The 12,510-nt window shown below is 63.4% G+C and carries 12 protein-coding genes; 10 read left to right on the top strand and 2 right to left on the bottom strand.

Annotated elements, in window-relative coordinates:
- Positions 1 to 13 precede the first annotated feature (13 nt).
- Positions 14 to 1,030, bottom strand: a complete 1,017-nt coding sequence (locus tag M1D43_RS28005; protein ID WP_010967740.1) for an aldo/keto reductase — start codon at positions 1,028 to 1,030, stop codon at positions 14 to 16.
- A 159-nt stretch (positions 1,031 to 1,189) separates the two neighbouring features.
- Here M1D43_RS28005 and M1D43_RS28000 point away from each other — a divergent pair, with 159 nt between their 5' ends.
- The 6 genes from M1D43_RS28000 to M1D43_RS27975 all read left to right on the top strand — a co-directional run bounded on the left by M1D43_RS28000 (position 1,190) and on the right by M1D43_RS27975 (position 6,936).
- Entirely contained in the window at positions 1,190 to 2,332 is a 1,143-nt protein-coding gene (locus tag M1D43_RS28000) for an acyl-CoA dehydrogenase family protein (RefSeq protein ID WP_010967739.1), read from the top strand.
- A complete protein-coding gene (locus tag M1D43_RS27995; protein ID WP_010967738.1) occupies positions 2,329 to 3,108 on the top strand; it encodes a 3-ketoacyl-ACP reductase in 780 nt (259 codons plus the stop codon). The genes M1D43_RS28000 and M1D43_RS27995 overlap by 4 nt, the downstream gene beginning before the upstream one ends.
- An 8-nt stretch (positions 3,109 to 3,116) precedes the next feature.
- Positions 3,117 to 4,265, top strand: a complete 1,149-nt coding sequence (locus M1D43_RS27990; protein WP_498814532.1) for a dihydrodipicolinate synthase family protein — start codon at positions 3,117 to 3,119, stop codon at positions 4,263 to 4,265.
- A 1-nt stretch (position 4,266) separates the two neighbouring features.
- Complete coding sequence (locus M1D43_RS27985; protein WP_010967736.1) at positions 4,267 to 5,124, top strand: sugar phosphate isomerase/epimerase family protein; 858 nt, start codon at positions 4,267 to 4,269, stop codon at positions 5,122 to 5,124.
- A gap of 16 nt (positions 5,125 to 5,140) precedes the next feature.
- The gene (locus M1D43_RS27980) at positions 5,141 to 5,890 is read left to right on the top strand and encodes an electron transfer flavoprotein subunit beta/FixA family protein (protein ID WP_498814531.1); all 750 of its coding nucleotides are present in this window, start codon (positions 5,141 to 5,143) and stop codon (positions 5,888 to 5,890) included.
- Positions 5,891 to 6,006: 116 nt separating this feature from the next.
- Positions 6,007 to 6,936 (top strand): electron transfer flavoprotein subunit alpha/FixB family protein, encoded by a 930-nt coding sequence (locus M1D43_RS27975; RefSeq protein ID WP_010967734.1) that lies wholly within the window; start codon positions 6,007 to 6,009, stop codon positions 6,934 to 6,936.
- Between the two features lie 15 nt (positions 6,937 to 6,951).
- On the opposite strand, the gene M1D43_RS27970 is transcribed toward M1D43_RS27975, so the two are convergent.
- A complete protein-coding gene (locus M1D43_RS27970) occupies positions 6,952 to 7,839 on the bottom strand; it encodes a LysR family transcriptional regulator (RefSeq protein ID WP_014528684.1) in 888 nt (295 codons plus the stop codon).
- Positions 7,840 to 8,028: 189 nt separating this feature from the next.
- Here M1D43_RS27970 and M1D43_RS27965 point away from each other — a divergent pair, with 189 nt between their 5' ends.
- The 4 genes from M1D43_RS27965 to M1D43_RS27950 all read left to right on the top strand — a co-directional run bounded on the left by M1D43_RS27965 (position 8,029) and on the right by M1D43_RS27950 (position 12,373).
- Complete coding sequence (locus M1D43_RS27965; RefSeq protein ID WP_014528683.1) at positions 8,029 to 9,198, top strand: NAD(P)/FAD-dependent oxidoreductase; 1,170 nt, start codon at positions 8,029 to 8,031, stop codon at positions 9,196 to 9,198.
- Positions 9,195 to 9,452 (top strand): 2Fe-2S iron-sulfur cluster-binding protein, encoded by a 258-nt coding sequence (locus M1D43_RS27960; RefSeq protein WP_003536978.1) that lies wholly within the window; start codon positions 9,195 to 9,197, stop codon positions 9,450 to 9,452. The genes M1D43_RS27965 and M1D43_RS27960 overlap by 4 nt, the downstream gene beginning before the upstream one ends.
- Positions 9,445 to 10,797 (top strand): FAD-dependent oxidoreductase, encoded by a 1,353-nt coding sequence (locus M1D43_RS27955; RefSeq protein WP_498814530.1) that lies wholly within the window; start codon positions 9,445 to 9,447, stop codon positions 10,795 to 10,797. Before M1D43_RS27960 ends, M1D43_RS27955 begins: the two co-directional genes overlap by 8 nt.
- A gap of 100 nt (positions 10,798 to 10,897) precedes the next feature.
- Positions 10,898 to 12,373, top strand: coding sequence for an ABC transporter substrate-binding protein (locus M1D43_RS27950; RefSeq protein WP_017276789.1), 1,476 nt, complete (start codon positions 10,898 to 10,900; stop codon positions 12,371 to 12,373).
- The last annotated feature ends 137 nt before the right edge of the window (positions 12,374 to 12,510 follow it).

Below are 12,510 nucleotides of genomic sequence, written 5' to 3'. Positions count from 1 at the left end.
CTCTTGAGTCGCCTCACGCGGGGATCGGAGCATCCTCGCGCAGGAGCCCCTTGGACTTGAGTTCCGTCCAGAACCCAGCCGGAATCGGGTGGCTGAACCAGGAAAGGTTCTGGCGCAGCTGTTCGATCGTCCGTGTGCCAGCCATGAAGGAGGGAACGGCCGGGTGCGCGACCACGAATTGGAGTGCGGCTGCCCCAAGGGGCACATCATGTGTCCTGCACACCGCCTCGATTCGCGCCACCTTCTCCAATATGGCCTTCGGCGCCGGTGCGTAATTGTATTTCGCTCCTTCCCTCGCCCCCGTTGCCAGGATCCCTGAGTTGAAGCCTCCGCCGACGACCACGGCTGCGCCTCGCTCTTCACAAAGGGGCAGGAATTCCTCGAGTGCGTCCTGTTCGAGAAGCGTATAGCGCCCAGCAAGCAGGAAACAGTCGAAATCCCGCTGCTTCAACGCCTCGTGACACACCTCCCATTCGTTGACACCGACCCCGATCGCCTTGACCAGGCCTTCCGACCGGAGTTTCTCGAGCGCCCGCCAGGTCCCGTCCATGGCCTGGCCGAATACTTCGGGCTGCTCGCTTCCCCGCGTGAAAACGTCGATGTCGTGGATGAAGCAGATATCCATCCGTTCCAGGCCCAGCCTCTGCAGGCTGTCTTCGAAGGAGCGCATCGTGCCGTCATAGCTGTAGTCGAAGCGCATGCTGAAGGGCGCGGCGTTCACCCAGGGCGCGAAGTCGATCGTCGATCGCTTGGCGGGCGTCAGCAATCGGCCGACCTTCGATGAAAGCACGTATTCGTCCCGATCCCTCCAGCGCAGGCCCTGGCCGGTACGAAGTTCGGCCAGGCCATGCCCGTACATGGGCGCGGTATCGAAGAAGCGCACGCCCGCATCCCAGGCGAGCTCAAACATGGATTGCGACGTCTCTTCGTCGATTTCACGGAAGATGTTGCCGAGCGGCGCTGTCCCGAACCCGAATGCGGTGACGTCGAGGTCCACGCGGCCGAACTTCCGTTTCTCTCCCGGATGCATTCGCAAATCTCCTCATGTAAGTAACTGGATGGTGCATAATACGCGCGGCGACGGCCGGTGCGCAAGCCTCGTTGTGGTGCGATCGGCGATTTTCCGGCTTGACCGTCTGCCGCATCCCGATGTATGTAACTGGATAGTTACTGAATGCGGGATAAGTCTATGTATCTAACGGAAATACAGGGGCAGGTGCGTGATATGGCGCGCGCGTTCGCCGACGAAGTGATCCGGCCGATGGCGGAGTCTCTCGACCGCGAGGAACGTTTCCCCGCAGAACTTTACGGGGAAATGGCGAAGCTCGGATTGTTCGGTATCGGCGTTCCCGAACACCTCGGCGGACCGGGCTTCGATACGCTGACCTATGCGGTCGTGATGGAGGAGCTCAGCCGCGGTTATGCGTCGGTTGCCGATCAGTGCGGGCTGGTGGAGCTGATCTCCACACTGCTCGTCCGTCACGGGACCGAAGGTCAGCAACGCATGCTCCCCGACGTTCTGAACATGAGCGCCAAGGTCGCTTACTGCATCACCGAGCCCGAGGCCGGAACCGACGTATCGGGCATTCGGACGACGGCGGAACGCGACGGCGACGGCTGGATGCTTAACGGCGGCAAGATCTGGATCCATAACGCGCCCGTTGCCGATGTCGGTTTCGTTCTGGCGAGGACCGACAAGGAGGCCGGCAACCGCGGCATGTCGATCTTTATCGTCGATCTCAATTCCGCAGGGGTCGAGAGAGGTCCGAAAGAGCACAAGATGGGCCAGAGAGCCAGCCAGGTGGGAGCGTTGACCTTCACCGATGTGCGCCTGCCGGGCGGTGCTCTGCTGGGCCAGGAGGGCCGCGGTTTCCACATGATGATGTCCGTTCTCGACAAAGGCCGCGTGGGCATCGCCGCACTCGCCGTCGGCATCGCCCAGGCGGGGCTGGAGGCGGCGGTGGACTATGCCGGGACACGCAAGCAGTTCGGCAAGGCCATTTCCGATTTCCAGGGCGTGCAGTGGCTTCTCGCCGACATGGCAAAGGACATCGAAGCCGCGCGTCTTCTCGTCCATTCGGCCGCCTCGAAGATCGACCGGGGCCTGGACGCGACGAAGGCCTGCTCGATCGCAAAATGTTTCGCCGGGGACATGGCCGTTCAGCGCACAGCCGACGCGGTCCAAGTCTTCGGCGGGTCGGGCTATATTCGCGGCTTCGAAGTCGAGCGGCTCTATCGTGACGCAAAGATCACCCAGATCTACGAAGGCACGAACCAGATCCAGCGGATGATCATTGCGCGTGAACTTCTGAAGAAGGGGGCTAGGGCGTGAGTAATCCGACCGCGAAACCCGTGGCACTGGTGACGGGCTCGTCACGCGGTATCGGTCTTGCCGCTGCCGAAGCCCTGGCGCGGGAAGGGTTCTCCGTCGCAATCAACGGGCTGACGGCCGACGACGAATTGGCGGCCGCTGCCGCACGCGTCTCCAGGCACGGAGCGCCGGTGATCGCGGTGGCCTTCGACGTCGCAGAATTGGCTGCTCACGAGGCGGCGCTCACGAAGATCGAGGCGGAGCTCGGCCCGCTCACGACACTCGTCAACAATGCCGGGGTGGGCGTTCTGAAGCGCGGCGACCTCCTCGATGTGACGGAAGAGAGCTGGGATCGTTGCCTCACGGTGAATGCCAAGGCGATGTTCTTTCTGAGCCAGGTTTTCGCGCGCCGACTTCTGGCTCGGGAGCGAAGCCCGCTTTTCCACTCGATCGTCAACGTCACTTCGTCGAATTCCGTGGCGGTCGCCGTTCAGCGCTCGGAATATTGCGCCTCCAAGGCGGCGGCGTCGATGGTGTCCAAGGCGCTCGCGGTCCGCCTTGGGCGGGAAAACGTCGCTGTTTACGACGTCCAGCCCGGCCTGATCGCCACCGAAATGACCGCTCCGGTGATCGACTCCTATCGAGAGCGTGCGGAGCAGGGGCTGACGCTTTTTCCGCGCGTCGGAGAGCCCGAGGAGGTCGGGGCGGTGATTGCCTCGCTCGCCTCCGGAAGGCTCCCCTACACGACAGGACAGACGATCTCGGCAGATGCCGGCATGCTCGTTCCGCGATTTTGAGGTCTCCAATGAAAATTGCTCTTCCCGATGCCGAAGGCAGGCTGGCCGAATACAGCCTTTCAGGCAACGCGATAGCGGGCGCGGCCCTCGGTCCCGGTCGTGCTCGTGTCGTCTATTCCGCCGCGCATGTCGTGGCAGACCCGTTCACCGCCAACGAGCCCTCAGGACGGGCGACCGTCGACTGGCCGAAGACGCTGGAGTTCCGCCGCTATCTTGCGGGGCTGGGGCTCGGGATCGCCGAGGCCATGGACACGGCACAGCGCGGCATGGGTCTGGACTGGGCGGGCGCCCTGGAACTCATTCGCCGCACGAAGGCCGAGCTGCCGGACGCGCTGGTTGCGAACGGCTGCGGAACCGACCACCTGGACCTTTCCAGATCCCACAGCATCGACGACGTGAGACGTGCCTATCTCGATCAGGTCGAAGCGGTGCAGAAGCTGGGCGGGCGGATCATCCTGATGGCGTCGAGGGCTCTGGTTCGGGCGGCCAGGGGGCCGGACGATTACATCAGCGTCTATTCCGACGTGCTCGATGCCTGTGACCACCCGGTCATCCTGCACTGGCTGGGCGACATGTTCGACCCGCAGCTTGCCGGATATTGGGGTAGCCAGACATTCCAGCCCGCGATGCAGACGGCGTTGGCCGTTATCGGAGCGAACGTCCGCAAGGTCGACGGCATAAAGATCTCCCTGCTCGACAAGGACAAGGAGATCGTTATGCGCCGGCTGCTGCCGGCGGGCGTCAAGATGTATACCGGCGACGACTTCAACTATCCGGAGCTGATCGAGGGGGACGAGCAGGCCTTTTCGCACGCACTTCTCGGCATCTTCGATCCGCTCGCGCCGGCTGCCGCCTTTGCGGTACAGAGACTTGGCGAGGGCGACGTTAGTGCGTTCCGCGCGACATTGGATCCGACAGTGCCGCTGGCGCGGCTGATCTTCCGGGCGCCGACGCAACACTACAAGACGGGCGTGGTCTTCCTGGCTTGGCTGAACGGCTTTCAGGATCACTTCGTGATGCTGAACGGCGCGCAGGCGATGCGGCCGCTTCCCTATTTCACCGAGGTTTTCAGGCTCGCGGATCAATGCGGTCTGCTTCGCGATCCGGAAGTGGCCGTCACCCGCATGAAGCGCCTCCTCGCAGTCTACGGAGTCTGAGATGAGGGACTTCTCTTCGGACCACTCGGCCCTCGCACTGAACACGGCGAGCCTCGGCCACAACCTCGAGGGCCACGGTGCGGGCTGGACGAGCGAACAGGTCATCGATGCCTGTGCCGAGCGCGGTTTCGGGAGCATCGTGTTCTGGCGGCGCGAGATCGGTGAACGCGCCGTGAAGATCGGCGAACGGGTTCGTTCTGCCGGGCTGACCGTGGCGGGTCTGTGCCGGACCCCCTTTCTGGTAGGCACCCAGGCGACGGATGTCGAAAGCGTCATGGACGATTTCAAAAGGTCGATCGACATGGCGGCAGCCTTGGGGGCTCCGGTCTTAACGATCGTCGTCGGAGGCGTGCATCCGGGGACCAAAGGGGTTGCCGAGAGCCTGAAGATCGTGGCGGACCGCGTTGCCGAAGCCGCTCCCTGTGCACAAGCAAGCGGCGTGAAACTGGCGCTGGAGCCACTCAATCCCGTCTACGCCGGCAACCGGTCGTGCCTCACGACGCTGCGCGACGCCGTGGACCTTTGCGATCGCATAGCTGCCCCGAATGTCGGTATAGCCGTGGATGTCTACCATGTCTGGTGGGACACGGAGCTTGAACGGCAGTTGAAGCGTGCCGGCGCCGAGCGAATCTACGGCTATCACCTCTGCGACTGGCTCGCCGAAACGAATGACGTGCTTCTCGACCGCGGCATGATGGGCGACGGCGTCGCCGATCTCAAGGCGATCCGTTCATTCGTTGAAGGCGCCGGCTATCGCGGCCCTTGCGAGGTCGAGATCTTTTCCGCGAACGACTGGTGGAAACGCGATCCCGGCGAGGTGCTGGACGTGATGGTCGAGCGTTTCCGCAACTGTTGCTGACAGAGAGTAGGAATCCATGAAAATACTTGTGACGGTGAAACGGGTCGTCGACTACAACGTCAAGATCCGGGTCAAAGCGGATGGATCGGGCGTCGAGCTTGCCAATGTGAAGATGTCGATGAACCCGTTCGACGAGATCTCGGTCGAAGAGGCGCTGCGGCTGAAGGAAGCCGGCAAGGCGAGTGAAGTGGTGGTCGTGTCGATCGGCCCGGCCAAGGCGGAAGAGACGCTCAGGACCGCGCTCGCCATGGGCGCCGACCGGGCGATCCTGGTCGAGACGGAGGACCAGGTCGAGCCGCTCGCCGTCGCCAAGATCGTCAAGGGCGTGGCCGAGGCCGAACAGCCGGGGCTGATCATCGTCGGCAAGCAGGCGATCGACGACGATTCCAACCAGACCGGCCCGATGCTGTCGGCATTGCTCGGCTGGGCCCAGGGCACCTTTGCCTCCAAGGTCGAGATCGGCGACGGCAAGGTCAACGTCACCCGCGAGGTCGACGGCGGCCTGCAGACGGTCGAACTGAAGCTGCCGGCGGTGGTCACCACCGATCTCAGGCTCAACGAACCGCGCTATGCCTCGCTGCCGAACATCATGAAGGCGAAGAAGAAGCCGCTCGACAAGAAGACCCCGGCCGACTTCGGCGTCGACACCAGCCCGCGGCTGAAAGTCTTGAAGACGGAAGAGCCGTCCGGCCGCAAGGCCGGCGTCAAGGTGAAGACGGTCGCCGAGCTCGTCGAGAAGCTCAAGACCGAAGCCGGCGTGCTTTAAGTTCATGCGTCCGGAAAGTGGATACCGGTTTCCGGACAAACGCATGAACCACTTCAGACTCATGAGCTCCGACCCGGAACGGATCGTTGAGCTCAATCGAAAGGGAGAATTCTACCATGGCCATTCTGCTTCTGGCTGACCACGACAACAGCCACCTTTCCGACCAGACGGCGAAGGCACTGACGGCGGCAGCGAAGATCGGCGGCGACGTGCATGTGCTGGTTGCCGGTCAGAACGTCAAAGGCATCGCCGAACAAGCCTCCAAGCTCTCGGGCGTTGCCAAGGTGCTGGCCGCCGAGGACGCCTCGCTCGCCAACAATCTCGCCGAGCCGCTGGCGGCCCTGATCGTTTCGCTCGCCGGCAATTACGACACCGTCGTTGCCGCCGCCACCTCGGTCGGCAAGAACGTCATGCCGCGGGTCGCAGCCCTTCTCGACGTCGCCCAGGTTTCGGAGATCATCGAGGTCGTCTCGTCCGACACGTACCGGCGGCCGATCTATGCCGGCAACGCCATCCAGACGGTGCAGACGAGCGAGCCGAAGAAGGTGATCACCGTGCGCACCGCCTCCTTTGCCACCGCTCAAGAAGGCGGCTCGGCACCGGTCGAGACGGTTGCCGCCGCGGCGAATCCGGGCCTTTCCGCCCATGTTTCCGATGCCCTGTCGTCCTCCGACCGGCCGGAACTGACCTCGGCGAAGATCATCATCTCCGGCGGCCGGGCGCTCGGCTCCTCGGAGAAGTTCAAGGAAGTCATCTTGCCGGTTGCCGACAAGCTCGGCGCCGCCGTCGGCGCCTCCCGCGCCGCCGTCGATGCCGGCTATGCGCCGAACGACTGGCAGGTCGGCCAGACCGGCAAGGTGGTCGCCCCGGATCTCTACATCGCCTGCGGCATTTCCGGTGCGATCCAGCACCTCGCCGGCATGAAGGACAGCAAGGTGATCGTCGCCATCAACAAGGACGAAGAAGCGCCGATCTTCCAGGTCGCCGACTACGGCCTCGTCGCCGATCTCTTCGAAGTCCTGCCGGAACTCGAAAAGGCGCTTTGAGGCGAGCATGGCCAATCAGGATCTGCCGGAGAGCTCGAACTGGCAGTGGCTGAAGAAGGCCCGGACGGTCTCGTTGTCCTTCAGGAAGTGCGCCGTCCCGAAATAGATGGGAACAGGCGTGAGGCTCAGCAGCTCCACCCGGGTTATCGTGTCGTCGTCCGGTCCGACGGACCAGGTAGGCAATATGGAAAAGCCGAGGCCTTCGCTGACATAGCGCTTGATGCTGACGCTTGACGAAACCGAGATCAGCGGCTCGACGACCGCACCCTTGCTGCTGAGGAAACCGGTGGCAATGTCCCTTATTATCTGTCCCGGTTCATGCGAAACGAAAGGACGACCGCGGGCCCATTCGGGAATATCTCCCTCGGCGGGAGCGGGTCCCCAGGTTCGGGGATAGACGAGCGAAAGGCTGTAGCGGCCGATCAACTGCTGGATCACGACGGAGTCGCCAAAGTGCCGCTCCGCAATGAATATGTCGAGGCTGCCCTGGCGGACCAGGTCGGACAGGGCGGTGTCACGCTCGTAGACGACAAGCTCCACGTCAGGGCGGCTTTCATGGAATTTCCGGACGACCCTGGGAAAGAGATCATGGAAGATTCCCTGCGGCATGCCGATCCGCAGCACCGGACGCTGGCTCTCCATCAGTCGCGTCAGACGCGTCAGCATGATGTCGAATTCCGGGCGGATCAACTCGTAAAGCGCAAGTCCCCGCGGTGTCAGTCCCACGCGCCGTGCCCCGCGCTCAGCAACGACCAGCCGCTCGCCGAGGAGGTGTTCCAGCCGCCGGATATGGTTCGCCACGGATGGATGGCTGAGATTGAGCTCCCGGGCCGCAGCGGAATAGGAGCCGGTCCGTCCGAGTTGGTAGAACGTCTGGACAAGTGAGAGGCTGATGCTGGGCAAGTGGCGGTTCCTGCGGTTCGTGGGCATTCGCGCCGAGGACGTTACGGTGAGCAGGGGCAGGGCCGCAAGGCGTAGCTTCGGCAAGTTGTAAGTTTTTTCATAACTCGTGCCCTTGTTCTTTTATCGACGCGGTTTTGCCGGGCGCGCTACGATCTGTCCCGAGACCTCCTTGCAAGGCGTTCAGATCAGGTGCGCGAGCAGCATTCTTCACCACCAGTCATTGTGATAGGCGCGGGCATTGTCGGCGCCGCGACCGCGTCGTTTCTCGCGCTCGCGGGTACGCCAGTTCGGCTGCTCGACGCTTCGACGCCGGCCAGCGGGGCGACCGGCGCTGCAGATGGTGCGGTGTCGGTGGCGAGCAAGCGCCCGGGTCCGATGATGACGATGGCCCGGGCCGGAGCGGCGCTTTATCGCGAACTCGCGGAGGAGGGGTTGTTCCAAGGCCTCTTCCACAGGCGGCCCACCTTCCTCGTTGCGACGAGCGATGCGGAAGCCGACGTCCTTTCCGACCACTCGGAAGCTCTCGCCGAGGTCGGTGCGCCGGTGCTTTGGCTCACCCGGGATATGGCTGCAGACCGATTGGCCCCGCTCTCCCGAAAGACGGTGGCAGTGCTTGAAGTCGAAGACGAGGGGCACGCGATCGGCTACAGCATAGTTTCGCGCCTGATTTCCGCCGCAGGGTTGAAGGTGGAGCGCAATTCCCCCGTTGCGGCGCTGGAATACGACGGACGATCCGGCCGCGTCAGCGGCGTTCGTGTCGGGGAAGCGGTGATCGAAGCCTCGGCGGTGGTCGTCGCCGCAGGTGGCGGCGCGGGCGGGCTTATAGGACTTCCCGATGTGTCGCGTCCACGTAGGGGGCAGCAACTGGTGACCGAGCGGGCACCCACCCTGAATGCCGCCCTGCCGGGATCGCTTCTCTCCTGCAGCTATCTCCTCAGCAAGAAGCAAGGGGGCGATGCGGATCAGCGCGGATATGGCGTCGTCATCGACCCGCTCGAAACCGGCCAGTTCCTGATCGGCTCGACACGGGAGGAGGGCCGCAACATCCCTGAAAATGATATCGACGCGGTGGCTCACCTGGCGGCCTCCGCTGGGGACATGGTGCCCGCGCTAGGGCGCTTGCGCATCCTTCGGTGCTTCGCCGGAATCCGCACTGCGATATGCGATGGCCTGCCGATGGTCGGCAGGATGCCCGGTATCGACAATCTTTTCGTCGCAGCCGGGTTTGAAGGAGACGGCATCTGCCTTGGTCCGCTGACTGGCCGGATTGTGGCGGATCTTGTTCGGGGGGAGGAGCCGGAGATCGATGTTTCGCCGTTCGATCCGGGCCGGTTCGCCGGTAGGAGCATCGCGGCATGACGGCCGTCCGGACTTTTTTCTGGCGGGGCTCCGAGGTGCCGTTCCGAGCAGGCGAAAGCATTGCAGCCGCCCTTGCCGGTTCGAACATCCATGGATTCGGAAAGGATCCTGCCGGGTCACCAACCCGGTATTTCTGCGGCATCGGTGCCTGTCAATCGTGCCTCGTCCGTGTGGATGGGCGCGCAACCGAGGCCTGCCTCGAACCGGTCTATGACGGAATGGTCGTGATGGCGCTGGAGGATGACGATGCGTGAGGCCGACGTCATCGTCGTCGGCGGTGGACCGGCCGGCGTGGCGGCGGCGATCGAAGCCGCGAAATCGGGGCTCTCGGTGATGCTTTGCGAGCAGAGGCCGGCGCTCGGCGGCGCCATCCATCGCCAGCCGGCCGAAGGCGCAACCCCCGTTGCCGTCTTACCGTCACTTAGGGGCCGCTGGCAGGCCCTGTCTGCGGAGCTTTCCGCCTCGGGCGTGGATGTTCGGACGCGCCGGGCATTCGTCGGCGTCGACAGCACAGGCGCCGTGCTGATCGAAGACCGGGCAGCTGGCAAGGTCGAAGTACGCCGGCCGCGCGCCTTGATTTTATGCTGCGGGGCCGTGGAGCGGGTAAGACCGCGTCGGGGCTGGCATTTGCCCGGCGTCGCAGCGGCAGGCGGTCTCCAGGTGATGCTGAAGGAGGGCCGCGTGCCGGAGGGACGCATCCTGCTTGCGGGGAGCGGCCCGCTGCTGCTCGCTTTGGCCGCACAAATGACGGCAGCCGGCAATCCGCCCGTGGCCGTCATCGAGGAGGGAGATCCTGCTTCGCGGCCCCTGGCAGGTGTCCGTCTGCTGGCTCATCCATCCATCCTTCCGGACATGGCTGCCCTGATGATACCTGTCCTCTTCCGCCGCGTCGTGTGGCGCCGCGGCACGCGTCTGACTGAGATCACCCAATCCGGCGATAAGCTCACCGCGTGCCTCATCGCGCCAAACGGGCGGGAGGAGCGGATCGAGGTCGACCGCATCGGTCTCCATGACGGGCTGCGTCCGAACGATTTCGGCCTGCCGGCCAACGATGCCGCGGCAGGCCTCGTCATCCTGCGGGCCGGAGATGTGCGCGAAGTGCTCGGCGCGCACGCCGCCGAGGCGGATGGAGCCGAAGCGGGCCGCGAAGCTGCGGCACGGCTGACAGGGCGCCCGCCGCGCAGTGGCCCGAACGGGATTCGACGCCTGCGCTCTCTGCAGACCAGCCTTTCCCGCCTTTTCGCGCCGGGCCACGGTGCACCGATCCTGGACGATTGTCCCGGCGACACGGTGATCTGTCGTTGCGAGAACCGGACGATCAGCCATCTGAAAGCGCAATTGTCGGGGCCGGACACCGTTTCAGCACGAGAATTGCGGCTCAACGGACGGTTCGGCATGGGCGCCTGCCAGGGGCGCTTCTGCTCCGAATGGACGCTTTCACTGCTGTCCGAACTGCGCCCCACAGCCTCTCCGTCAAGCATCGCCGAAATGGGCGCTTGCCGTTGGCCGTTGCGGCCCGTAGCTCTGTCGTCGCTCGCAAAAGCTGGCACGAACGCCGACACACTGACAGAACGGCATATGGAGGAGATCTCGGCATGACGCTGCAGGCCCGTTGAGGAAGGGGTTGCCGCCGCGAGCTTCGCTTTTACCCTTACGATCGAGGATGCAAAACAAAAATTCCAATAAGAGGGGTACACAGATGAACACAAGAATACTGGGTTTGGCCGCCGGCCTCGCCGTCCTGTTCGCGTCCACATCTTGGGCGCAGTCGATCACCGTAGCGATCGGCTCGGAGCCTTCGACCCTCGATCCCCAACTCCGCGATGACGGGGGTGAGCGACAGGTCAACGACAATATTTATGAAGCGCTGATGGCGCGCACTGCGACTGGCGATCTCGTGCCGGGCCTTGCCGCAGATGCGCCGACACAGGTGGATGCCAGGACCTGGCAGTTCAAGCTGCGTGAAGGCATCAAGTTCCACAACGGCGAGCCATTCAACGCCGATGCCGTCGTCGCTTCGGTGCTGCGGGTGATAGATCCGGCGAACAATTCGGAGCAGATGGCCTATCTTGGTCCGCTTTCAGGAGCCGAAAAAGTCGATGACCTGACTGTCCGCATCATCACATCCGCCCCCGACCCGATCCTGCCGGCCCGGATGTATTGGCTGAAGATGGTCCCTGCCGCCTACTCGAAGAACGCGACCGCCATCGCGGAGAAGCCGGTCGGAACCGGCCCCTACAAGTTCGGCACCTGGGACCGCGGGAACAGTATCACAATGACGGCCAACACCGATTACTGGGGTGGGGAGCCGCAGATCGATGATGTGACCTACCGCTTCGTGAGCGAGGCAGGCACGCGGCTATCGGGGTTGGTCGCCGGTGAATTCGACGTTGTCGTCAATCTGCTTCCCGAATTTGCCGACTCCGTGCCTCAGGCAAAGTCGGTAAGCGGCCTCGAGACATCGGTCATCATTCTCGGCGTGGACAATCCGGCCGTGAAGGATGTGCGAGTGCGCCGGGCGCTCAACATGGCAATTGATCGGCACGCCCTTGCGGAAAGCCTGTTTGCCGGCAACGCGAAGGTAACAAAGGGACAGCTCGTCCTGCCGGGCGCCTTCGGCTACAACGAGAGTCTGGAAAACTGGCCTTACGATCCACAGGGTGCGAAGAAGCTGATCGCGGAAGCGGGCGCGGCCGGAACGACGATCGATCTCGTCGGCGAGGCGGGGCGCTGGCTGAAGGACCGGGAGCTGATCGAGGCGGTTGCCGCGTATTGGACCGAGGTCGGACTGAAGGTGAATGTCGAGATCCTCGAATTCTCGGTGTATCTCGACCGCATCTTCGACATGGGCAATCGGCCCGACAGCTACTTTGTCCTCAACTCGAACGAGCTTTTTGACGCCGATCGTGAAATGGCCTTCGCTTACGAACCGGGCCAGGGCGGTGCCTCGAACAGCGACAAGGCCCTCGGCGAGGCCATCCGTGCAGCACGTTCGGAAGTCGACGTGGAAAAACGCAAGGCCGCCTATGCCGTGATCACGAAGAAGCTGCACGACGAAGCCTATGACGTCCCGCTTCTGAACCATCAGGACATTTACGGCATGTCCGAAAAGATGGAATGGCAGCCGCGGGTGGATTCAAAGATTATTGTCAGGGAAATGAAGGTCAATGAGTGACGCTGGCAAGATCGAGGCGCAGTTGAGGGCGATTGCGAAGGTCAGGCTGCCTCATGGGGCTTCTGAGGAAGAGATCGCGGATTTTGTTCGAGGCCTCGCCATACTCGATGACGTGACGTTGCGGGCGCGTCGCGTGG

This window comes from Ensifer sp. R1-3, from assembly GCF_056739175.1.
Note: the sequence above shows the minus strand (reverse complement) of the source record. Positions and strands in the feature narration are given on the sequence as shown.

What these genes read in the sequence shown, in the direction of transcription:
- M1D43_RS27955 (WP_498814530.1), top strand. Translation starts at nt 9,445, where the DNA reads ATGCGTGAGGCCGACGTCATCGTCGTCGGCGGTGGACCGGCCGGCGTG.
- M1D43_RS27975 (WP_010967734.1), top strand. Translation starts at nt 6,007, where the DNA reads ATGGCCATTCTGCTTCTGGCTGACCACGACAACAGCCACCTTTCCGAC.
- M1D43_RS27960 (WP_003536978.1), top strand. Translation starts at nt 9,195, where the DNA reads ATGACGGCCGTCCGGACTTTTTTCTGGCGGGGCTCCGAGGTGCCGTTC.
- M1D43_RS27985 (WP_010967736.1), top strand. Translation starts at nt 4,267, where the DNA reads ATGAGGGACTTCTCTTCGGACCACTCGGCCCTCGCACTGAACACGGCG.
- M1D43_RS28000 (WP_010967739.1), top strand. Translation starts at nt 1,190, where the DNA reads ATGTATCTAACGGAAATACAGGGGCAGGTGCGTGATATGGCGCGCGCG.
- M1D43_RS27950 (WP_017276789.1), top strand. Translation starts at nt 10,898, where the DNA reads ATGAACACAAGAATACTGGGTTTGGCCGCCGGCCTCGCCGTCCTGTTC.
- M1D43_RS28005 (WP_010967740.1), bottom strand. Translation starts at nt 1,030, where the DNA reads ATGCATCCGGGAGAGAAACGGAAGTTCGGCCGCGTGGACCTCGACGTC.
- M1D43_RS27980 (WP_498814531.1), top strand. Translation starts at nt 5,141, where the DNA reads ATGAAAATACTTGTGACGGTGAAACGGGTCGTCGACTACAACGTCAAG.
- M1D43_RS27990 (WP_498814532.1), top strand. Translation starts at nt 3,117, where the DNA reads ATGAAAATTGCTCTTCCCGATGCCGAAGGCAGGCTGGCCGAATACAGC.